General features: G+C 33.6%; 22 protein-coding genes. 12 read left to right on the top strand and 10 right to left on the bottom strand.

Going from position 1 to position 23,392, the window contains the following annotated elements:
- Positions 1-21: 21 nt before the first annotated feature.
- The 5 genes from AADH04_RS07535 to AADH04_RS07515 all read right to left on the bottom strand — a co-directional run bounded on the left by AADH04_RS07535 (position 22) and on the right by AADH04_RS07515 (position 4,057).
- Positions 22-945 (bottom strand): homoserine kinase, encoded by a 924-nt coding sequence (locus tag AADH04_RS07535; RefSeq protein ID WP_434779624.1) that lies wholly within the window; start codon positions 943-945, stop codon positions 22-24.
- Between the two features lie 18 nt (positions 946-963).
- Complete coding sequence (locus tag AADH04_RS07530; protein WP_434779623.1) at positions 964-1,362, bottom strand: DUF2782 domain-containing protein; 399 nt, start codon at positions 1,360-1,362, stop codon at positions 964-966.
- A gap of 105 nt (positions 1,363-1,467) precedes the next feature.
- On the bottom strand, positions 1,468-2,574 hold the full coding sequence (locus tag AADH04_RS07525) for a hypothetical protein (protein WP_434779622.1): 1,107 nt from the start codon (positions 2,572-2,574) through the stop codon (positions 1,468-1,470).
- Positions 2,575-2,636: 62 nt separating this feature from the next.
- A complete protein-coding gene (locus AADH04_RS07520) occupies positions 2,637-3,137 on the bottom strand; it encodes a GNAT family N-acetyltransferase (RefSeq protein WP_434779621.1) in 501 nt (166 codons plus the stop codon).
- A 23-nt stretch (positions 3,138-3,160) separates the two neighbouring features.
- Positions 3,161-4,057: a LysR family transcriptional regulator gene (locus AADH04_RS07515; RefSeq protein WP_434779620.1), complete on the bottom strand. Its 897-nt coding sequence runs from the start codon at positions 4,055-4,057 to the stop codon at positions 3,161-3,163.
- Positions 4,058-4,191: 134 nt separating this feature from the next.
- Between AADH04_RS07515 and AADH04_RS07510 the strand changes: the two genes are divergently transcribed.
- Positions 4,192-4,614, top strand: coding sequence for a DoxX family protein (locus AADH04_RS07510; RefSeq protein ID WP_434779619.1), 423 nt, complete (start codon positions 4,192-4,194; stop codon positions 4,612-4,614).
- A gap of 1 nt (position 4,615) precedes the next feature.
- Here the strand turns inward: AADH04_RS07510 and ruvB are convergent, their stop codons facing one another.
- The 4 genes from ruvB to parC all read right to left on the bottom strand — a co-directional run bounded on the left by ruvB (position 4,616) and on the right by parC (position 11,303).
- Entirely contained in the window at positions 4,616-5,647 is a 1,032-nt protein-coding gene (gene ruvB, locus AADH04_RS07505; protein ID WP_434779618.1) for a Holliday junction branch migration DNA helicase RuvB, read from the bottom strand.
- A gap of 46 nt (positions 5,648-5,693) precedes the next feature.
- A complete protein-coding gene (locus tag AADH04_RS07500) occupies positions 5,694-7,433 on the bottom strand; it encodes a sigma-54-dependent transcriptional regulator (protein ID WP_434779617.1) in 1,740 nt (579 codons plus the stop codon).
- Positions 7,426-8,907, bottom strand: coding sequence for a two-component system sensor histidine kinase NtrB (locus AADH04_RS07495; RefSeq protein ID WP_434779616.1), 1,482 nt, complete (start codon positions 8,905-8,907; stop codon positions 7,426-7,428). Before AADH04_RS07495 ends, AADH04_RS07500 begins: the two co-directional genes overlap by 8 nt.
- Positions 8,908-8,999: 92 nt before the next feature.
- Positions 9,000-11,303 (bottom strand): DNA topoisomerase IV subunit A, encoded by a 2,304-nt coding sequence (gene parC / locus AADH04_RS07490; protein ID WP_434779615.1) that lies wholly within the window; start codon positions 11,301-11,303, stop codon positions 9,000-9,002.
- 426 nt (positions 11,304-11,729) lie between these two features.
- Between parC and AADH04_RS07485 the strand changes: the two genes are divergently transcribed.
- The 3 genes from AADH04_RS07485 (at position 11,730) to AADH04_RS07475 (ending at position 14,670) form a co-directional block, all read left to right on the top strand.
- Complete coding sequence (locus tag AADH04_RS07485; protein ID WP_434779614.1) at positions 11,730-12,482, top strand: glycosyltransferase family 2 protein; 753 nt, start codon at positions 11,730-11,732, stop codon at positions 12,480-12,482.
- A complete protein-coding gene (locus tag AADH04_RS07480) occupies positions 12,479-13,435 on the top strand; it encodes an NAD-dependent epimerase/dehydratase family protein (protein ID WP_434779613.1) in 957 nt (318 codons plus the stop codon). Before AADH04_RS07485 ends, AADH04_RS07480 begins: the two co-directional genes overlap by 4 nt.
- Positions 13,436-13,521: 86 nt before the next feature.
- A complete protein-coding gene (locus AADH04_RS07475) occupies positions 13,522-14,670 on the top strand; it encodes a PLP-dependent aminotransferase family protein (protein WP_434779612.1) in 1,149 nt (382 codons plus the stop codon).
- 48 nt (positions 14,671-14,718) lie between these two features.
- On the opposite strand, the gene AADH04_RS07470 is transcribed toward AADH04_RS07475, so the two are convergent.
- On the bottom strand, positions 14,719-15,255 hold the full coding sequence (locus tag AADH04_RS07470) for a rhodanese-like domain-containing protein (protein ID WP_434779611.1): 537 nt from the start codon (positions 15,253-15,255) through the stop codon (positions 14,719-14,721).
- 144 nt (positions 15,256-15,399) lie between these two features.
- On the opposite strand from AADH04_RS07470, the gene AADH04_RS07465 reads away from it, so the two are divergent.
- From AADH04_RS07465 to AADH04_RS07430, 8 genes are all read left to right on the top strand, one after another.
- A complete protein-coding gene (locus AADH04_RS07465) occupies positions 15,400-16,830 on the top strand; it encodes an efflux transporter outer membrane subunit (RefSeq protein ID WP_434779610.1) in 1,431 nt (476 codons plus the stop codon).
- Entirely contained in the window at positions 16,814-18,106 is a 1,293-nt protein-coding gene (locus AADH04_RS07460; protein WP_434779609.1) for an efflux RND transporter periplasmic adaptor subunit, read from the top strand. The genes AADH04_RS07465 and AADH04_RS07460 overlap by 17 nt, the downstream gene beginning before the upstream one ends.
- Positions 18,103-18,810: an ABC transporter ATP-binding protein gene (locus tag AADH04_RS07455; RefSeq protein ID WP_434779608.1), complete on the top strand. Its 708-nt coding sequence runs from the start codon at positions 18,103-18,105 to the stop codon at positions 18,808-18,810. Before AADH04_RS07460 ends, AADH04_RS07455 begins: the two co-directional genes overlap by 4 nt.
- Position 18,811: 1 nt before the next feature.
- Positions 18,812-19,204 (top strand): hypothetical protein, encoded by a 393-nt coding sequence (locus AADH04_RS07450; RefSeq protein WP_434779607.1) that lies wholly within the window; start codon positions 18,812-18,814, stop codon positions 19,202-19,204.
- Positions 19,205-19,220: 16 nt separating this feature from the next.
- Positions 19,221-20,432, top strand: coding sequence for an ABC transporter permease (locus AADH04_RS07445; protein WP_434779606.1), 1,212 nt, complete (start codon positions 19,221-19,223; stop codon positions 20,430-20,432).
- 323 nt (positions 20,433-20,755) lie between these two features.
- Positions 20,756-21,607 carry an RNA polymerase sigma factor RpoH gene (gene rpoH, locus AADH04_RS07440; protein ID WP_434779605.1) on the top strand — a complete coding sequence of 284 codons (852 nt, stop codon included), beginning with the start codon at positions 20,756-20,758 and terminating at the stop codon, positions 21,605-21,607.
- A 358-nt stretch (positions 21,608-21,965) separates the two neighbouring features.
- A complete protein-coding gene (locus tag AADH04_RS07435) occupies positions 21,966-22,328 on the top strand; it encodes a DUF4870 domain-containing protein (RefSeq protein ID WP_434779604.1) in 363 nt (120 codons plus the stop codon).
- 74 nt (positions 22,329-22,402) lie between these two features.
- Positions 22,403-23,239 carry an N-acetylmuramoyl-L-alanine amidase gene (locus AADH04_RS07430; RefSeq protein WP_434779603.1) on the top strand — a complete coding sequence of 279 codons (837 nt, stop codon included), beginning with the start codon at positions 22,403-22,405 and terminating at the stop codon, positions 23,237-23,239.
- The last annotated feature ends 153 nt before the right edge of the window (positions 23,240-23,392 follow it).

Genomic DNA, 23,392 nt, shown 5'->3' with positions numbered 1-23,392 from the left:
GGCTTATAAAAAAGGGTTTTATTATTGTTGTCTTAACCAAACAAGTAGGTTTTTAAATGTATCTGGGTTTTTAACATAAGTCATTTCACCTTCAGCAGGAAAGTAAAAATCCAACGCTCTTGACACCCAAAATCGTATACAAGCAGCTTGTTGAGCTGTATTTAAGTATTGTTCTTCAGCTAAAGTTAAAGATCGCACACTTTTATAACCTGAAAGCATGCTGTTCATTTTCTCCTGATCAATCGTATGTGTATCTGTTCTTGCCCAGTCATTAATGGCAATAGCCAGATCATAAATAAAACTACCATTACAAGCATAATAAAAATCAATAAAACCTGTTACCTTATTGCCATCAATCAACACATTGTCTTTAAATAAATCCGCATGAATAGCCCCTGAAGGTAAATCAGTATCTGGTTTATTATTTAAATCATATAAGGTATCTTTTAATAACTGAGCATCTTGCTTTGGTAGCAATGCATACAATTGTTCACTTTGCTCATTCCACCAATGACTAAAACGGGGGTTGGCCATGTTTAATTCAAAATGTTGACCGACATCATGCATTTTTGCCAACATCGCACCTACCTCAAAGCATTGTTCATTATTGGCAATATCAACATCACTACCTGATAAACAGCTGATTAAACATGCTGGTTTATCATGTAAAAAACCAAACAATTGCCCCTGCCTTTGTTCAATAGGTTCGGGGGCAACCACTCCTCTTTTACTTAAAAATTTCATTAACTCTAAATAAAAGGGCAGTTCATCGGCTTTTAACACCTCAAAAACAGTCAACACATAACGGTTTTTAGTGGTTGTCACAAAATAATTGGTATTTGTGACACCCTGAGCAATACCTTTTAACTCAATCAAATCACCAATTTCATAATTTTGTAAGAAGTGTCGCATGTCCTCTTCTGACACACTGGTAAAAACCGACATAATTTCCCTTCAAATTCGTTAAAATGAAAATAAATTCCAATTACTGGTTGGATTTGTGCGTTGATCACTCATCGGATTATCTGCATTTTTTGGCTGAATATAATAAGGTTTACCTATTTTAGGTGTAACCCTTATTTTATATACTTGTCCATTATTACGAAACTCTTCAATTGTATCATCACCTAATTTAATCACACGCACTTCATTGGTTGCATCACCGCTGTTTTTAGGTTCTGTTTTTGATTGTTCAGCAGATTTATTTAACTGATTTGGCTGTTTTTTTTGAATGTCTTCTAACTCTTTTGCCGTTAAATTTAAATCAGATTCAGTAACGCTAGGAGGTGGAGGTACATTTATATCAGGTGCAGCAAATGCAATACCATAAAGCAAACATAATGGTGCAATAATGGCTTTCATGATAAGACTCCTCTTGATTTTTTATAAGTAAAAAGCCTATAAATCTAAGCTTCAACAACCTTGATTCTAAGCATTTTTAGTAAAACTGCCTATCTTATTTTATACTTAGTGGGTCTTTTCCATATTTTTGCTAAAAAAAGGATGAATACCATCCTCTTTTAAGGCAGCCAAATAGCTTAAAAAAGGCTGATCTTCTGCTTGAATATGTTGGCAAAACCGAATGTTTTCTACCTGACAATCACTCAATAAATTTAAGAAATTATTTAAAATCAAGTCAATATCATCCATTGAAGATAAAGGCCATACAAACCCTTGTGTCTCAAAATGATGACTGTCATCAGTAGGACTAAAACTAAAAATAAGCAAATTAGTTTGTTGGGCAACTACCACAGCACCCACCCTTAATCCTTGTAACCTGATCGCCCTAATTGCATTTGCACAAAAAACATCTAATGCCATTGTTAAACGCATATTGCTGCCTTTAGCCATTGCCGCTAATGGTTGCTGTACCGCTAAAGGGTTGGTAAAAATGGTTAACCCTTGTTGTTGTGTAAAATGAGCATTAAACACATTCATTAATGGCATCGCAAACTGGCTTATTGGTGCATTCAATTTAATCTCATCCTTACAATGAACCAAACCAACTGCATATTGCACTAACACTTGTTGACCTAAAGTAATTTCTTTTTGCTCATCACTAAATTGATTCAAAAATTCAGTTGCCGCTTCCTGACTTTGACTGGCTAAAAACCACTCATCAATTTTAATACCCGAAAATTGTTGATCATCAAGCCAATTTTTTGCCCAAACAATATCCTGAGTATTTTTTATCAGACCTTGTTTCAACAAGCATTCTGTTAATTTTTCTTCGGGTATATTATTTTGGATAATGGTTTGCTGTTCACTCCCAATCACCATCACAACAGGCAATACCACAAAAGCAAATGGCTGCTGCCATAAAACCATATCCAAAGCTTGCCAAATTGTTTGATATTGCGTTCTATTGCTTACCATCGCTAAAGCAACTGAAATGGGCAAGGTATTATGCTCTTGCAAATAATTATGTAAATTTTGGGTCAATAACGAAATTAAATGCGCTTTTGTTTTCGAATCAGATCGAATAATCTGTTCTGCCTGATGCAATAACATATTGGTTGGGGCTGTATCAGGGTATTGTCTCGGGTCAATAATATATTGGGAAAAATGATTCATTTTAAATTTAGTGTCAAATAAAGGCATGAATGAAGATTATATCGTTTTTATCTCATGCTTGTTTAATTGTCTGATAAAAAAGCCGAATGAAATTCAACTGTACCAACAGGAATACTTTTATTAAAGGGTAAAACCATAAAATACTCTGGAGGTATACCATCTACCTTAAGTTGATTCGTTGTGCGAAAACCAAAACGCTTATAGTACTCAGGAAAACCAACCAACACACAACCTGAAACTAAACGCCCTTTTAATATTTTTAAACCTTCTTCAATTAATTGGCGGCCAATCCCCTTATTTTGCCATTGAGGAGAAACTGAAACAGGTGCCAAAGCTTCCCAATCAGACAGTTGATTATCGATCACAATTTTACTGAATGCAATATAGCCAATAATTTCATCTTTATATCCCGCAACAAGCGCAAGCGTGACGCCATTGTCTTGGCGTAATTTTTGAACCATTTGATTTTCAGTATTATTACTATATGGTTGATCCTTAAAAGCATCCAATAATAATTGATCAATTACTTGCTCATCGCCTTTTTCTTCTGATCTAATGACCATTTTATTTTGTCCTAATAATGATTTTATGTAGCCATTGAATCTGTCTTAAACGATTCAATTAAAAATTCAACTAAGGTATTGATTAAAAGGGAAGACTGTTTATGATAGGGATAAACAGCATATGCAGCACTGGGTTTTGGGTTATATTCCTCTAATATAGTCACCAATTTTTTTGACTTAATTGCTTCTTTTAAAAGAAATTCTGGTGGAGAAGTAATGCCTAAACCTTTAATCGCCGCAGCGGTTAATAATTCGCCATTATTTGTTCTATAACGACCAAAAACGGGAATATTTTTCAATTTTCCATCAATGGTAAATGGCCATTCTACATTTTTACTGTGCCCATATAACAAACATTCATGATTTTTTAACTCATATGGTGTCAATGGTATGCCATTTTGCTTGATATATTCAGGGCTACAACACGTAATTAAATTAATTGGTGTCAATTTACGGGCAATCATACTGGAATCCTGTAAAAAACCAATTCTAATGGCCATATCATAACCTTCTGCAACCAAATCAACAAACCGATCACTTAAGTCCATTTCAATCGATACTTTTGGGTAAAGAGCCAAAAATTCTGCTATTTTTTGTCCCAATTCAATGGTGGTAAAACTGACAGGAACCGTTAATCTTAAAACGCCTTTAGGTTCAATATTTTGTGTCCCTATACTTTGCTCAATTTCTGCCATTTTGGTCAAAACTGGCTCAATTTGATCATAATAATGGTAACCTAAATTGGTCGGATTTAATCTTCTGGTTGTTCTGAGTAATAAACGTACACCTAGATTTTCTTCTAATTGCATGATCCGACGGCTGACAAACTGTTTGGATAAACCTAATTTATCGGCTGCCTCAGTAAAACTAAGGGTTTGCATCACAGTCACAAAAATCTGTAAATCTTCCAATTTATTCATTATTTAATTGTCTCTAATTAGTTGACACTTTTACTATTTTAAAGATATTTATCTAAAAAAAATAATACAATAAACTACTTTCCATCAAGTAAGCAATGCTCTTTTGCTTTAATACTCATAAAAGGAAAGAAAAAATGAAACACACTATTCAAGACTATGTCATGATTTTAGGTCGTCTATTTATTGTTATTTTATTTATTTATGCGGGTATCGGTAAAATAATGGATCCAGAAGGCACGATTGCTTACATTACTTCTTCTGGTTTACCTTTTCCTACTTTAGCTTATTTAGGTTCCATTATTATTGAAGTCATTTTGGCATTTGCTTTACTTTTTGGTTTGATGACCAGAATAACCGCAACCATTATTGCGATATTCACACTAATCACATCCGTGGTATTTCACATTGATTTTTCTGATTCAATACAAGTACTGATGTTTTTGAAAAACATAGCCATTTTTGGTGGTTTGTTACAAATAATCGCAATTGGTGGTGGACAATTAAGTATAGATGCCATGATCAATAGAAAAAAAATCAATCAAATAAAACTGATTTAAACTAATCTGGAACAGATAAGCCAAAATGCTGATACGCCAAATGGGTTGCAATCCGACCCCTTGGCGTTCTTTGTAAAAAACCCTGTTGAATTAAATACGGTTCAATAACATCTTCTATGGTATCAGTCGACTCGCCAATTGAAGCGGCAATATTATCTAATCCTACAGGTCCACCAGAAAACTTATAAAGAACGGCTTCTAATAGTTTTCTGTCCATGACATCTAAACCAACAGGATCAACATCCAGCATTTTCAATGCCTCATCTGCAATACTTTGGTCAATTTGGCCATTATGTTTGACTTCAGCAAAATCTCTTACTCGTCTAAGTAATCGGTTCACAATACGAGGTGTACCTCGACTGCGTTTGGCAATTTCAAAGGCACCTTCTTCTGAAAGGCTTAAACCCAACAAGTGTGCTGAACGACTGACAATGGTAGCCAATTCATCATGGTTATAAAATTCTAAACGAGAGGTAATACCAAAGCGATCTCTTAATGGGTTGGTCAACATCCCTGCTCGAGTTGTTGCACCTACTAAGGTAAATGGGGGCAGATCGATCTTCACTGAACGCGCAGCAGGCCCTTCTCCAATCATGATATCCAATTGATAGTCTTCTAAAGCGGGGTATAAAATTTCTTCTACAACTGGGCTTAATCGATGAATTTCATCAATAAATAAAACATCATGGGGTTCTAAATTAGTCAATAAAGCAGCCAAATCACCTGCTTTTTCCAACACAGGACCCGATGTTTGTCTTAAGTTCACACCAAGCTCCTTAGCAATAATGTAAGCTAAAGTGGTTTTACCCAATCCTGGTGGGCCAAATAACAATACATGATCTAATGCTTCTTGCCTGTTTTTAGCAGCTTGAATGAAAATTTCCAATTGAGTACGCGCTTTGGTTTGTCCTACATATTCATCAAGTAATTTCGGACGCAAAGCCCTCTCTAACACCTCTTCTTGAGCAGACATTTTTTGTCCACTGATTAAACGAGGCGCACTTTGTCCAATAAGATTATCTGTTTCTAACATGTATCAACCAAATTCACAATAAAACGTATACGCATCATACGCTTTTTTATTCTATATTCAATCTTTCCATACGATAACGCATGGATCTGAAACTAATACCCAATAATTTAGCCGCTTGCGTTCTATTGTATCGAGTGCGCTCCAAAGCTTTTAAAATTAAATCTTTTTCAACCAAATCAAGCCTATCTTGTAAAGTTTCTTGACCCGACAATAAAGCACTAAAAAGATCATCTTCTGTATCTGTTACTGAACCACTACTTAATTCGGCTTGAACCAATTTATGATCAGAACGAATTTGTAAATCTTCTTCAACAATACGGTTATCGCTTGTCAAGGCGACAGCTCGCTCCAAAATATTTTCTAACTCTCTGAAGTTACCTGGATAGCTATAATTAAGCAAAACCTTTAAGGCATCAGGAACCAATTTAATCGTCTGATTAGGGTTAAATTTTTTCAACAAATTAACAATAAACTTAGGGATATCTTCTTTCAATTCACGCAAAGGCGGCATCGTTAACGTAATAACATTTAATCGATAATATAAATCTTGTCTGAACCGACCTTCTTCTACTTCTTTTTCTAAATTTTTATGAGTAGCACATAAAATTCTGACATCGACTAAAGTTTCTCGTGTTTCCCCAATTTTTCTGATCATTTTTTCTTGAATTGCCCGCAATAACTTTACTTGCATTGTCAACGGTAAATCAGCAACTTCATCTAAAAATAAAGTCCCGCCATTGGCATTTTGGAAAAAACCATTTCTATCTGCATCCGCACCAGTAAAACTTCCTTTTTTATACCCAAAAAATTCACTTTCCATTAAATTCTCAGGAATAGCACCACAGTTCACTGGAACAAAAGGGTAATCTTTTCTATCTGATAACTCATGAATACTTCTGGCAGCTTGTTCTTTACCTGTTCCTGATTCTCCTGAAATATAAACTGCTACTGTGCTTTTAGATAGTTTATAAACAATATCTCTTACTTCCTGCATTGCTGGAGATTGTCCCAATAACCTAGGCATAGGTTCTGATTCTTCTTTTTTCTTTGGAAGATTAATTTCTTTTTCAATAACTACTTTAGGTGTCTTATTTTCTTTAACAACAGATAATTTATCAGGCTCTGCATCATGAAAAATTAAATGATTTTTTTCTGTTTTTTGCCAATTTGATAATTTATCTGGTTCATGCTCTTCAAAGACAATTTCCTGTTTACCAACAGAAACATCTTTCATACTGAAACGCTCTGGCATATCTTCTAAAAAAGAAGGTGATTTTTTCTGTTCAGATAATTGAACAATACGTTCATTCGAATGAACCTGTGTATTTTTTTCTGTTTGTGTTTCCTCTTTACTTTGAGCTGGAGAAGCTGGCTCTTCCTTTTCTACAAGATTCACTTTTTCAGCTTGATCTTCATCTATTTTAATAGCTGATTTAACCAAAGTTCTCAATTGAGCCAAAGTAATGGGTTTTTGTAAATAATCAAAAGCACCTGTTTTTAATGCCATAACTGCTGTATCGGCATTTCCATAGGCAGTAATCACAGCCACAGGAATATCTAAATTTTTTTTATTAATAAATTCAACTACTTCCAATCCTGTACCATCAGGCATTCTCATATCAGTTAAAACCAAAGAGTATTTATTTTTACTTAATTTTTCCTTAGCATGTATCACCCCATCAGCTGTATCAACAGCCAATCCCATTTTGATCAGCGTCATTTCAATTAAATCACGCAAATCTTCTTCATCATCAACAACCAAAACCGGGTATTTTATTTTATTCATCTTTTATTGCTTTACATATCAGTTCAAAACATTTTTTACTGGGAATATAATCTAAGAAGGCACCATTTGTTAATGCCAATTCACGACCAATATAAAGTCCCAACCCTGTTCCTGTTTTTTCAGTAGTAAAGAATGGTTCAAATATTTTATCCAAAACCTCTTCTTTAATCCCTTCCCCATTATCAAAAACAGAAATCGCTACCTTCTGATCAACCAATTCAATAACAGAAATGGCCACAATTGGCTTTTCTTGATTGGCATGACGCCAAGCATTATTCAACAAATTCCCCAAAATTTGCTGTAAATGTCCAAGGTCAAAAAGAATATATTCCACATTTTGATCAAATCTCAGATCAATTTTTCCTTTTGTCTCAGGGTAGGCTAATTGAAATTCCAACAAAAAATCATGAATAAATTCCTTTAAATTGATATTAACAGGATTAAGTCTGTCTTTCTTATTCAAAGTCAACACTTCTTCAACCAAATGATCAATACGTTCTACATTTTTACTGATGATTTTCACAAAACGTTGATCTGAAGCCTTATCCAAATTTTCACCCAATAATTCACTTGATTGGCGAATAGCGGATAAAGGGTTTCTGACTTCATGTGCAATATTAGCGGTTAATCGCCCCAAAGACTCTAATTTAATTCGATGTGACTCTTTTGCTAAATCATTGGTTGAACGCAAAAACATCAATAATAAGGGATGACCAGACTCTTCTACTGAAATGGCTCTGCCCACTATTTTAATGTCGCCAATCACAGCATCAATAATAAAAGTTGTATTTTGTTTTTCTTCATTCCACTTATTCAATGAAGATTGAAAAATAGGAAAATACTCACCTCTTTTTAAAAATGGAAAATAGTTTTTTGCCTGTGCATTAAACTGCTGAATATCACCTTCCTCATCAAACACAATCACAGCATCAGTTAAGCCTTGCAATGCCAATTCATTAAGTCTATTTAAGTTGGCAATTTCATCTTCATGAATCACTGCCACCTGTGCTGCTCTTTTTAATGCTCTGGATAAAATAGATGTGACAAAACTCACAAATAAACAAGCGGTAGACAGTAACCCTGCTTGAAAAATATACAGTTTATTTTGTTCTATATCTAGGTCAACATTATAAAAAACCTGCAAAATAACACAGACAAAAACAGCAATACTGGCAAGAGCACCATAAACCAAATAATATCGACCAAAATTCAATAAACTGGCTGTTGCCACAAAAGGTAAAATCAAAATACCAAATCCATTTTGAACATTACCATTAATGTACATAAAAATGGCCATCATGATAATGTCAAAAGTATTGACTATAGAAAGAGATAAAAATTTACTTTTGGGTAATCGAGGATAAATGGCAAAAAATAAAATAATGACACTATAAGCACTTACCCATAAGTAAAAAAGAACACCTTCTATGCTTGATAAATTTGTTAAACCAAAAACGGTATGCAGTAAAGTCAACAAAAAAACCAGAAAAAATCTAAATACATTGATATAAAATAAAATTTTCTGGGTTGGAATAAAGCTGATATTAGATCGATTAACCATACTGATTATGATTCACCAACTGATGTAATTTTTCCTAAACTAGGCAATTCTTTACCTCTTCGTGCACGTTTATTCAATACATCTATCATGCGAATATTTTCTTTAATTTGTTTACCTCTGGGTCCAATAATATTGATGCCTATTTTTTCTTGATCTGAAACATTTACCGCAACTAACGTTTCCTGATTATTTAAATTAATCAGTTGCAAACCACGTCCTTTACCTAATTTTTTGATTTCACTTAAAGCAAAAGCCAAAATACGGTTACTGCTGCTGGCTAAAATGATATTATAATTTTGCAATGGTTCATTCAGTTTAATAGGTAAAAGCATTTGTTCATCGTCATTTAAATTGAAAAAAGCTTTACCTGCTTTTATTCGACTGGTCATATCATTTAATGACGCAATAAAACCATATCCACCGCTACTGGTTACCAAATACAAACTTTCAGGTACAGAAGACATAATACAAGCTGCCTGAGCATTATCTTGTAACTCAATCAAAGAAGAAACAGGTACACCATCACCTCGACCATTTGGAATATCAGCAGCATTAACAGTATACGTTCGCCCTTTATTATCTAATACAACCACTGGGTAAATTGTTCTGGTTTCTATTACTTGAGCTAAATCATCACCTTCTTTAAAAGTCGTCTGGCTTAAATCAACATTATGACCAACACGCGAACGCAACCAACCCAATTTAGATAAAATAAGTGTAATGGGTTCGTCTGCTGTAGCCTGAGTCAATATGGCTCTTTGTGCCGTTTCAATTAATGTTCTGCGTTCATCCCCAAATTTTTTGGTATCTGCTTTAATTTCATCAATAATCAATGATCGTTTTGCGTCTTCATTGCCCAATAAATACTGTAATCCTTCTTTTTCCTCTTGAAGTTTAGACAATTCTTGTTCTAATTTAATCCCTTCTAAACGCGCTAGCTGACGCAATCTGATTTCTAAGATGTCTTCAGCTTGAATATCCGTTAAATGAAAAACAGACATTAATTCTTGTTTTGGTTCATCCGCTTCACGAATGACTTTTATAATGGCATCAATATGTAAAAAAGCAATCATTCGCCCATCTAAAATATGAATCCGCTTTAATACCTGTTCTAAACGATGCTCTAAACGACGCGTCACTGTCGTGGTTCTAAATTCTAACCATTCACCTAAAATACTTTTTAGATTTTTTTGTACGGGTCTACCATCCAAGCCCACCATAACCAAATTAACTGAAGCATTGGTTTCTAAGCTGGTTTGAGCCAACAATACATTGGTAAATTCATCTAAATCAACCCGGCTGGATTTTGGTTCAAAAACCAAACGAACTGGGCTTTCACTATCTGATTCATCCCTGACCCGATCAATTAAAGACAAAAACAATGATTTCAAATTTTGTTGTTCTTGAGTCAGTTGTTTTTTACCTGATTTTATTTTCGGATTGGTTAACTCTTCAATTTCAGCCAAAATTTTCTGTGCACTGGCAGCTGGCGGCAATTGTGTCACAATCATTCTCCACTGGCCACGAGATAATTTTTCAATCTCATAACGAGCTCTGACTCTAATACTACCCTTTCCTGTTTGATAGATATTCAATAAATCTTCATAAGGCGTAATAATCTGTCCGCCACCCGCAAAATCAGGGCCACTGATATGATTCATTAAACCTGCTATATCCAAATCTGGTTTTTTCAACAAAGCAATAGCTGCATTAGCAACTTCTTTTAAATTATGCGATGGAATTTCTGTTGCCATACCAACAGCAATACCTGAAGCACCATTAAGCAAAACCATAGGTAAACGAGCAGGTAAGGTTTTGGGTTCTTCAAAAGAACCATCATAATTGGGCATAAAATCAACTGTACCCAAATCGATTTCTGATAACAATAACTCTGCTAAAGGACTTAATCTGGCCTCTGTATAACGCATGGCTGCTGCACCATCACCATCACGTGAACCAAAATTACCCACACCATCAATTAAAGGATAACGTAAGGTAAAATCCTGTGCCATCCTAACCATTGCATCATAAGCAGACGCATCCCCATGTGGATGATATTTACCCAAAATTTCACCGACAACACGAGCTGATTTCACAGGCTTGGCTCCAGCAACCAGCCCCATATCCTTCATGGCAAATAAAATTCTGCGTTGTACAGGTTTTTGCCCATCAGTTACTTCTGGTAATGCTCGCCCTTTAACCACACTCATGGCGTATTCTAAATAGGCTCTTTCTGCATATTGAGCCAATAAAAGATAATCATCACCAACAAAATCTTTTTGTTGATCAGTTTGTTGTTCTAAAGACATAATTGTTTTATACACACATTCAAATAAAAGGTTTTAAAAATTTTAATATTGCGTATTTTAAAATATAGATTTTATTAAAAATTTCTATGATTTTATCAAAATTTTATTTTAAAAATAATAAAAATATTGGTAACCAAAAACAAAAATATTAACAGCATTATTCAAATCAATAAAACAATTTCACTGTAAAAATAATTTCATATAAAAAAGTTATCCACATTAATCTATGTATACTGATCAAAATAAGTACATTTTTACCCCAAATATTGGGTATAACAAAAAGAATACACAATTATAAAACAAATATTTTAATAGTTATCCACAAGTATATTTAATATATAATTAATTGTTTTATTTTTATAAAATAGATTATCCACAAAAAATAGTCTCCTTCATTAGTATTATCAATATTTAAAAGAATGTTTTATGAAAGAAAATATAAGTGTTGTTTACATCACAAAAAATGCACAACGTAAATTAGAACAAAGCTTACTAAGCATCTGTTTTGCAGACGAAATTGTTATAGTAGATTCTGGTAGTACAGATCAAACTTTAGAAATTGCAAAAAAATACTCTGCAAAAATAATCCATCAAGAATGGTTAGGTTTTGGTAAACAAAAGCAATTTGCAGTGGATAAAGCACAAAACGATTGGGTATTGTGTCTAGATGATGATGAAATTGTGTCAAAAGAGCTTTCTGATAACATTCAAAACGTTTTAAAACATCCCCAATATATGGCATACCAATTTGCCCGTAGTAATTATTTTATTAACCGGTTTTTAAAGCATGGTGAAGGGTATCCAGACTATTCGTTACGACTATTCAATAAAAAATATGCCCATTGGTCCGAAGACAATGTTCATGAATATATTGTTTGTCATAAAAAAGTAGAAACTTTAAAGGGAGACTTATTACATTATAGTTGTGATTCTTTAGAAGAATACCTTAATAAACAAAATCAATACACCAGCATACAAGCGGATATTTTATCCAAACAAAAAAACATTGGTTCCTTAAAAATCATTATGAGTCCTTTTTTTAGATTCATTAAATTTTATTTTATTAAAAGAGGATTTTTAGATGGATTGCCTGGTTTTATTCATATTCTTATTGGTTGTTTCAATAGTATGATTAAATACGCAAAAGTGTATGAACAACAAAAAGGCAAAAAAGAATGAACATTTTAATTACTGGTGTAGCAGGATTTATTGGACAAGCCTTAGCGCAATATTTATTAACACATACTGAACATACCATTGTTGGTGTAGATAATTTGAATGATTATTATCCTGTTATTTTAAAAGAAAAACGTTTAGCTCAATTAAACCAACAAAAAAACTTTACTTTTAAAAAAATTGATTTAGCTGATACCAATTCAGTACAAAATATTAATGAATCATTTGATTTAATCATCCACTTAGCTGCTCAAGCGGGTGTACGTTATTCAATTGAAAACCCTATTGTTTATGCACAATCTAACTTATTAGGGTTTACCAATATATTGCAATTAGCCAGAACTCAGCCAAAGGCTCATTTAGTGTATGCCAGCTCTTCCAGTGTTTATGGACAAAATAATCAAATTCCTTTTACTGAAACCGATTTAACAGATCATCCAGTGAGTTTTTATGCTGCAACTAAAAAAGCCAATGAAGTCATGGCTGTAAGTTATACACATTTATATAATTTAAGCATTACAGGATTAAGATTTTTTACCGTATATGGTCCTTTTGGTAGGCCAGATATGGCACCATGGTTGTTTACTCAAGCCATTTTAGAAGGTAAACCCATTAAAGTATTTAATCATGGCAAAATGAAAAGAGACTTTACTTATATTGATGATATTGTTGAAGGCATTTGGCGCTTAGCCACTCATCCACAAAGGCTATGTTCTAACACACATGAAATATACAATATTGGTAATAATCAACCTGTTCAATTAATGGAATTCATACAAACCATAGAAACAGCTTGCCAAAAAGAAGCCATTAAAGAATTTTTGCCCATGCAAGATGGTGATGTCCCCATTACTTATGCCAATACAGATAAATTAAATGCTTTAACAGGGTTTCAACCCAGCACACCTTTAAAAATAGGTATTGAGAAATTTGTTTCTTGGTATCAATCACAATAGACAATTTAATAAAATGATTGACGTTCAGTATCAATGAGTGATAGCGTCATTGGTTTTCAGCCTTAAAAAAAATTTAGGATAAGAGCATGTTTTCACAAAGGATAAAAAATTTACAAGGGTCATTAATTAGAGAAATTTTGGCTGCCACGCAAAGACCTGAAGTGATTTCATTTGCAGGTGGGCTACCCGCTACAGATTGTTTGCCAAATCTTGATTTTACTGGCGTTCCCGCTCATCTTGCTCAATATGGTTGTACAGAAGGTGAACTTGAATTAAGAGAAGCCATAGCAAAACATGCTTGTGAGAATTTAAATATCAATTGTACAGCCGATCAGGTATTGATTTTAGCTGGTAGCCAACAAGCTTTAGATTTGGCAGCAAAACTTTATATTGATGAAGGTACACCTGTTTTAACAGAAGCCCCTACCTATTTAGCCTCTTTGCAAACTTTACATTTTTTTGGTGCAAATATCACTGAAATTGCACAAGAAAATGGTGGATTAAATGTACAAAAATTAAATGATATTTTACAAAGTGAAAAACCGCCATTGGCTTATTTGATTCCCAGTTTCCAAAATCCTTCTGGTGCTTGTTATACAGAAGAAAATCGTGTACAAATTGCTCAAATATTTGAGCAAAATAACACAACGTTATATGAAGATGATCCTTATCGTGATTTAAGTTATGATGGTGATGCACCTAAACCCATCGTCAGTCATTTGAAAAAAGCTTCTTTTATTTATGCAGGGTCTTTTTCAAAAATTTTAGCACCTGGTTTACGTTTAGGTTATTTAATTGCTTCACCTGATTTATACCCATATTTAGTTAAGCTAAAACAAGCAAATGATTTGCATGTCAATCGTCCTGCACAATGGTATGTTTTAAAAGAAATCACCAAACCTGACTTTCCTGATCATATTAAAAAATTACAAGCCAGTTATAAAATTGGGCGAGATGCCATGCAAGCTGCCTTAGAAGAACATTTTTCTGATTTGGCTACTTGGATTAAACCCAAAGGTGGGTTGTTTTTCTGGTTAAAACTCAATAAAAAAATTGATACTCAAGAATTATTAAAAGAGAGCATGAAACAAAATATTGCATTTATGCCAGGAGAGCCATTTTTCACTCAACCTGCTGAGAATCTTGGTTATCTGCGTTTAAATTTTAGTCATGCCAGTACGGATAATATTCAAAAAGGCATTAAAATTTTGGCTGGCTTAATCAGAGAAAATTAAATTTTGAGCAGCAATAAAAAAGATCATGTTTTAACATGATCTTTTTTATTAAAAGACAGATAAACCTTCAAATTGAATATCAGGGTGGTTCACAGAAACAAATTCTGATAGCTCGTAAATATTACGGTATCCATAACCATATAAGTTGATATAAGTAGGAATATTCAGTGCCAAAGTAATGGGTTTTTTATTTGAAGGTTTTGGTGGAATATACATTTTAGTGGCAAAAAATCTAGGCTCATCATCAAAATTATTATTACAATAAATCAAAATATGGGTATTTTTATTGGGAATAAGCTTTTCTAGCTTCGCTTGGGTAAAATCAGTAAAATCTAGATGAATGGCACCTTTTACATGCATTTGATCATACATTTCTTTTGAGCGAGTATCTAAAATAATCGTATTTGCTTCATTGGATTTTTTATTGAATTCAGATAAAGAAATCAATCTTTTGGCACGATAAGGTTCTACTTCTTTAGCCAATTTTAAAAAGGCATTAAAATCTACCTTCGCTTTTGGTAAAGTAGGTTCAGCATATGTAAAAAAACTACTTAAAAATAATACTGCTGCCAAGATATTTCTCATTTTGATTTCCTTTTATCAAACAAATTGAATCATATGATGATAAATCGAATTGAGGTTTTTTCACAATCTTTAACATATTAATAAAAATCATTAACAAAAAACATGGCATAATCGGCTTTAATTAAGAATAAGACTGATTAAAGAATGATTAATCGCAATAAATTAACAATACTGATATTGCTCAATATAGTTTGGCTACTTGGTGCCTGTGCCAGTGTAGGCCCAGATTATCGTGAACCAGAAAACCAATTACCCTTGTCTTGGCAACATGCTGTTGAAAATATAGAAGGGCAACAAGATAATCAACTATGGTGGCAAAATTTCAATGATCCTCATTTGAATAAACTCATTGAATTGGCATTACAGGAAAATTTAAATGTACAAAGTGCACAAAGTAAATTAAGGGAAGCTAGAGCACAGCAATCGGCAACGTTTGCCAATAATTTTCCAAGTATTACTGCTTCTTCAAGCGGACAGGAAAGTAGAAATAAACCCAATCATGAAATGGCAACACACAGTCAAAGCTATCAAGCGGGTTTTGATGCCAGTTGGGAAATAGATATTTTTGGCGGCAGACGTCGTTCAGATGAAGCTGCTAGGGCAAATACACAGGCTGTTGCTGCAGATTTAGATGATGTTAAAGTGTCACTCATTGCAGAAGTTGCAACCAATTATTTTAACCTTAAAAATAGTGTGAGACAGCAACAAATTGCTGAGTTGAATATTCAAAGTAGAAAAAAAACCTTAGCTTTGGTTCAGTCACAGCAAAAAGCAGGATTGGTCTCTGTCTTAGAGGTCAGACAAGCACAAAGTTCTTTGGCTCAAATAGAATCTTCATTACCTGATATTCAACAACAAATTGAAGTCAATAAAATTTCTTTGGGTATTTTACTGAATAAAACACAAGCACAACTTGAACCGTATTTGCCTGAAAAATACACAATCGAAAAAGTGAAACCAGAAATAGCCTTGAGTTTTCCAGCAGATGTGTTGCGTCAAAGACCCGATATCAAAGCAACAGAAAGGCGTCTGGCTATGCAAACAGCACAAATAGGTGTGGCTGTTGCTGAAAAATACCCCAAATTTAATTTATCTGGTAATTTAGGTCTCAGAGCATTAACAGGTTCTGGTTTATTTGACGCAGATACAGTGGTCAGTAGTTTATTAGGCAGCATCAGCGCCCCTATTTTTAATGCTGGTCGAATCAATCAAAATATTGTGATTCAGACAGAACGTCAAAAGCAAGCCATACTCAGTTATCAAGCAGCCTTATTACAAGGTTTAGCAGATGTAGAAAAAGCATTGTCTGCTTACCAAAAAGCACAAGACAAACAAAAACAATTGGCAATTAATGTACAAGTTGCTGGAGAAGCAGAAAGAATTGCTCAAATTAAGTATAAAACAGGGCAAATTGGTTTATTAAATGTATTGGATACACAAAGAACATTATGGGCAACTCAAGACCAGCTTAATCAAGCACAAACCAATGAGTTATTGAATCTGATCCAATTATATAAAGCTTTAGGTGGTGGTTGGCAAGTAACCACGGGGGAAATAAATGAATCAAAAAATTGAACAGGTATTGAATATTAATGGGCAACATAATAAGAAAAAAAGAAAATGGTATCTTGCTATCATCATATTGATTATTTGTGTTGTTGGGGTTTTGCTTGTATTTAATATGAATAAACAGGAAAAAATCAGCTATTTAACTGAAGCTGTTAAAAAGGGAAATATTAGTTTAACCGTTTCTGCTACAGGTACAGTGCAGCCAACCAATACTGTGGACATCAGCTCGGAATTATCGGGCACAGTAGATAAAGTATTGGTTGATTATAACGATGAAGTAAAAAAAGGGCAGGTTTTGGCCATTTTAGATACACAAAAATTAAATGATGAATTGGCACAATCGAAAGCCAATTTACAAGCAGCTAAAGCACGTGTTGTACAAAGTCAGGCAGATGTGGAACAGGCCAAAATTGATTATGGTCGTTTACAACAAATTGCTCAATTATCAGGTGGTGTAGAACCAGCTAAGAGTGAACTTGATCAGGCTAGGATTAAATTGAAGAATGCTCAAGCTGCATTAGATGCCAGTCGTGCCAGCGCAGCACAATCTGAAGCATCTTTAAAAGCACAGCAAACAGACTTAACAAAAGCAAAAATTATTTCTCCTATCGATGGTGTGGTTTTATCCAGAAGTATTGAACCAGGACAAACTGTGGCATCTTCTTTCCAAGCACCTGTCTTATTTGTGATTGCAGAAGATTTAACTCAGATGGAAATTAATGTTGCCATTGCAGAAGCAGATGTAGGGCAAATTGAGCAAAAACAAAAAGCCAAATTTACTGTAGATGCTTATCCAGATAAAACCTATGAGGCAACTGTTAAACAAGTGCGTTATCAGGCTAAAACAGTTGATAATGTGGTCAGCTATGAAACCATACTGGATGCAAAAAACAATGATTTGACTTTGCGCCCTGGTATGACAGCTGCAGCTGATATATTGGTTACCGAAAAAAACAATATATTGATTATACCCACCAGTGCTTTACGTTTTACACCACTTAGTAAGGAAATGAAAGAGAAGTTGGGTGGTGGCCCTATTTCTTTTGGTCGACCAACACGAGATACGGATAAAGAGGTCACAACAACAGGACACACTATTGGCAAAGAACAGCAAATATGGGTATTACGTCATAATCAAGCTGTACCTGTACAAATTAAAACGGGCATTAATGATGGTCGTCATGTAGAAGTATTGGAGGGTGATATTAAAGAGCATGATCAGGTTATTATTGCGACACAAAGTCAGAGTAAAGGTAATCGTCAGGAATCAGTAGAGCTATGAGCCAGCCCTTTATTCAGTTTCAAAATTTAAACAAAATTTATGGACAAGGTAATACCCAATTTCATGCTTTACATGATGTCAATTTGAGCATCAACCAAGGGGATTTTGTGGCCATTATGGGGCCTAGTGGTTCAGGTAAATCAACTACAATGAACATACTTGGTTGTTTGGATGTGCCTACATCAGGTGCTTATATTTTTGATGGAGTGCATGTAGAAAATTTATCTCGTGATCAAAGGGCTTTGCTACGCCGTCATTATTTAGGGTTTGTGTTTCAAGGGTTTAATCTATTAGCCAGAACCAGCGCTCAAGAAAATGTTGAACTACCCTTACTGTATAGAGGTATGGGCGCTGAAGAACGTCATACGGAAGCTAAAAAAGCATTAGCATTGGTTGGTTTAGCTGGTTGGGAAAAAAATACACCCGCAGAATTGTCTGGTGGTCAACAACAAAGGGTAGCTATTGCCAGAGCGATTGTGACTCATCCAACGGTATTACTGGCAGATGAGCCAACAGGTAACTTAGACACAGCCAGAAGTAAAGAAATTATGGAACTATTGGTACAGTTAAATCAAGAAAGAAACATTACTGTTTTGATGGTGACACATGAGCCAGATATGGCTGAATATGCAAAAAGAACCATACACTTTATTGATGGTCAAGTTGGTGAAGATATTACCTTTCAGAAAGATAAAGGCAATTAAAATGAAAAAAACGATCATAATTTTAGTGGCTGTAATAGCCATAATTATTTTGGCTATTACAGCATTTATTTTTTATGCCAACCATCAAATAAGCTCAATAGCTAAAGAACAATTACAACAAATTCCTTTGGTTCAGGAAAAAGTGGGTTCAATTAAAAAATTAGATATAAATATCAGTGATTATTCAGCTCATTGTTCTGGTGATGATTGTGCTCAAATAGAGCGGTTTGTATTCATTATCTCTGGAGATAAAGGTTTAATGAAAGTTGCAGCAGATGTTGATGTGGGTAACCGTCATTTAAACCACATGAATTTTTGTGATGCCAATGGCGACTTATTGATGCAATCGGAAGACAATAAAGCTCAAGCTTTGAATGGCCAATACTGTCAGTAAAATAAAGATAATGAATATGTTATTTAGTGCATTCTTACTTGCTTTTAAAGAAATTAAACGTAACCTGATGAGAACCTTTTTAACCACACTGGGTATTATTATTGGTGTGGCTTCGGTTATTACCATGGTTACTGTCGGTAATGGTGCAACTGAATCGGTTGTCAATCAAATGTCTAGCTTAGGTAATAATACGATGACCATTTTCCCTGGAAGAGGATTTGGCCATGGTATGGGTGTGCCACCACCCAATTTTTCTTTAGAAGACGTGAATATGATTAAAGATCAGGTTCCAGGAATTGGCTTAGTGGCACCAGTGGTTAATTCATCAGTCAGGGTGGTGTACAGACAACAAAACTGGAGTACATCAATTACAGGAACAACCAATGATTATTTGACAATGAACAATTGGTCTTTAGCTGAAGGTCGATTATTTTCTGAAACAGAGCAAAGTTCAGGTAAAGCTGTTTGTTTGATTGGGCAAACCATTAAAAACAAATTATTTGCTAATGAAGATCCTATAGGGCTTAATTTTAGGGTAAAAAATTTCAGTTGTAATATTATTGGGGTATTAGATAGTAAATCTTCTATGATGGGCAATGATCAAAATGATAAAGTGATCATACCTCTTAAAACAGCATTAAGAAGATTGCTAGGGAACACCAGTAAACAACAAATTCCAACCATTATGATGACTGCTAAAGATAGTATAGAAAATGAAACAGTGATTAAATCGGTTACTGAAATATTAAGAGAGCAACGTAATTTAAAAGCAGAAAAAGAAAATGATTTTGAAATCATGGATACCAAAGAATTTGTTGATGCCGTATCTGGAACCATTGGTATTATGACTGCTTTATTGGGTTCTGTTGCTGCTGTTAGTTTATTGGTTGGTGGTATTGGTATCATGAATATCATGTTGGTTTCTGTGACTGAACGTATAAGAGAAATTGGTATTAGACTGGCTATTGGTGCTTTAGAAAAAGAAGTGATGTTACAGTTTCTTGTTGAAGCGGTTGTTTTATCCTCTTTAGGTGGGCTAATTGGTATCGTGTTTGGTTTTATCTTATCGGTTACGCTGACTTATTTTATGAAGTTGCCTTTTACTTTTGATTGGATGATTAATATAATTGCTTTTTTATTTTCAACGCTTATTGGTATAGCTTTTGGCTATTTACCAGCAAAAAGAGCGGCAAAACTTGATCCTATAGAAGCATTAAGGCATGAATAAAATAATTCAATAATCTTATAAAAATAATGAATTATATTTTTATTTTACCTGTTTTATTATGAGTAAATGGTAGTAATATTAAGTTTAATTTTTAAAAAATAAAGCAATTTTTAGGTGGAAATTGATTAAAAATTACAAATAATATAGGAACTATTCTGGTTTTTAAAAGTCTTATAAACAACAAAATAAAAAGTGTTGGCGCGTAAAAGTATGCAAAAAAAGGCACTGATATTTGGCTCGGATTGAGTTAAATGATACACTCACACAGTTAACCTATTTCTAACTATAAATAGAGGATAAGGTTATGGGAGGATTAAAATAAAATGAATCACACCAAAACAATGAATTTACCGATCCCTTCTGCCAGTGGCAGTTTGGAACAATACATCCAATCAGTTAACAGTATTCCTATGTTAAGTGCAGAGGAAGAGTTTAATTTAGCCACACGTCAACAAGATCAGGGTGACTTGGAAGCGGCTAAACAATTGATTTTATCTCATCTTCGCGTAGTAGTTTCTATTGCGCGTGGTTATGATGGTTATGGTTTGAATCAAGCAGATTTGATCCAAGAAGGCAATATTGGCTTAATGAAAGCAGTAAAACGTTTTGAACCAACACGAGGGGTTCGTTTATTTTCGTTTGCTGTGCATTGGATTAAAGCTGAAATACATGAATTTATTTTACGTAACTGGCGTTTGGTGCGTATTGCAACAACCAAACCACAACGTAAATTGTTTTTCAATTTACGCAGTATGCGTCAAAGTTTGAATGCCTTATCTGATAAAGAAGCACAAGTTATTGCAGATGACCTAGGAGTCAAACGTGAAGAAGTGTTGGAAATGGAAACACGTTTGACAGGGCGAGATATTGGTTTGGTGGCTGAAGACGATCAAGAAGACAGTTTTGCACCTATTGATTGGTTGGCTGACAATGAACACGAACCAACTGTGCAATTAGAAAAGCAAGCGAAAGAAAAACTGTATACAGAAGGTTTGCAAAGTGCGTTGGCGCAACTAGATGATCGCAGCAAAGATATTGTGATGAGTCGTTGGTTAAAAGATGATGGTGCGACATTACATGAAATGGCCGATAAATATGGTGTTTCTGCTGAACGTATTCGTCAAATAGAAGTAAAAGCAATGCAAAAATTAAAAGGCTATTTAATTACTGCATAAGGCATAAAGATATTAAAATAAAGCATAATAGAATTATTTTTATGATTTTATTATGCTTTTTTATTTATAAATGCTGAATACTGTCGTTTTTTTGTCTACAATAAAATATTTTTTATGCTAAGGTATTTAATAGATTATTTTACCAATGATAAAATAATATAAATTTATTTTTATATAAAAATCAATATGTTATTATGTTTTTTATGTTTTTTTTTATGAATTTAAAATATTGATAAAAAAAATATACAAAATGGATGATATTGATAATCAAAAATATCCTATTAAAAAAATAAAAATTATAAAAAAGTACTATAAAATGATTGTCGTTATCAATCAGAGATTTTTTAGAGATTAAAATATGGAACAAGAAAACAATGTCAATGTAGAAGTATCTTCTGCTGCTGTATCACAAGATTCAAAAAATATGGCTTTAATCAGCTGGATTGGATTTCTCTTTTTTGGATTTGTTCCACCATTGATCATGTTTTTGGTTAAAAAAGATGATGCTTTTTCTTATGAACATGCAAAAGAAGCATTAAATGTTGCCATCACTTTATTTATAGCCTATTTTATTTGTGGAATTCTTGCATTTGTTATCATTGGTTTGCTTTTAATCCCAATTGTGGGTATTTATCATTTGGTAGTTGGTATTATGGGTGCGGTTGCAGCTTCTAAAGGTAACATATACAAAGCACCGTTTGCATTTCGGTTTATTAAATAAATAAGTTTAAAATTTTAAAAAAACAGCTCAAATAAAAGGGGCTGTTTTTTTATTGTTTGATTATGGAAATCAATTTGTTTTATTTTAAAAAAATATTTTCTATTGTTGGTTGTTTATCATTATTAATGGGTTGTGTTTCTCATTTAAGTGATCGGCAAAATTATTTAATCGATTTAAGCCATCAATCACAAAATACGGGTAGAAGAATTCAATTTATTGTTTTGCATTATTCTGCTGAAGATTTACCGACATCCTTAAAATTACTGACAAAAGGCAATGTCAGTGCACATTATGTGATTCCAAAAATGGTCAACAAAAAATCAAATAAGCCAATTGTTTATCAACTTGTGCCTGAATCATTAAGTGCATGGCATGCTGGAAACAGTTATTGGCGTGGAAGAACACATTTAAATAATGTTTCTATTGGGATTGAGATTGTCAATCAAGGTAATGCCATAGATGATCAAGAAGTTGGCTGGGAACCTTATACAGATGAACAAATAGAAGTATTGATTGTTTTATTAAAAGATATTGCTCATCGTTATAATATAGAACCTAATAATATTATTGGTCACAGTGATATTGCGCCAACTCGAAAAAATGATCCTGGCCCTGCATTTAATTGGAGAAGATTAGCCAAAGCAGGTGTTGGTGCTTGGCCAGATGAAGAGCTAGTCACAAAAAATATAAAAAAATATCAACATAAAAATGTCGATATAGTATTATTACAGCAAAAATTAAAAAAATATGGTTATCGAGTACCTTTAACAGGTATTTTGGATCAAGAAACACAAAAAGTCATCAGTGCTTTTCAAATGCATTTTCGAGCAGACAATTATTCAGGTTATCCAGATGCTGAAACATTGGCTATTTTAGATGCCTTATTGGATAAATATCATCATGATATCTAAAATGGTTTTTTATTGCATAGTTTAACACAAAAATATATATAGATTGTTTCTATACTATTTGATTTAGTGATTAGACGCTTGATCAAAATATAAAAATATTTAGCCATTATTATTTGTTTGTTATATCAATGATGATATCCAAAATAATATAAT

It is taken from the genome of Neisseria sp. Ec49-e6-T10, assembly GCF_051132615.1.
Classification (GTDB): domain Bacteria; phylum Pseudomonadota; class Gammaproteobacteria; order Burkholderiales; family Neisseriaceae.
The sequence above is the reverse complement of the archived record's forward strand: the minus strand, read 5'-3'. Positions and strand labels throughout refer to the sequence as shown.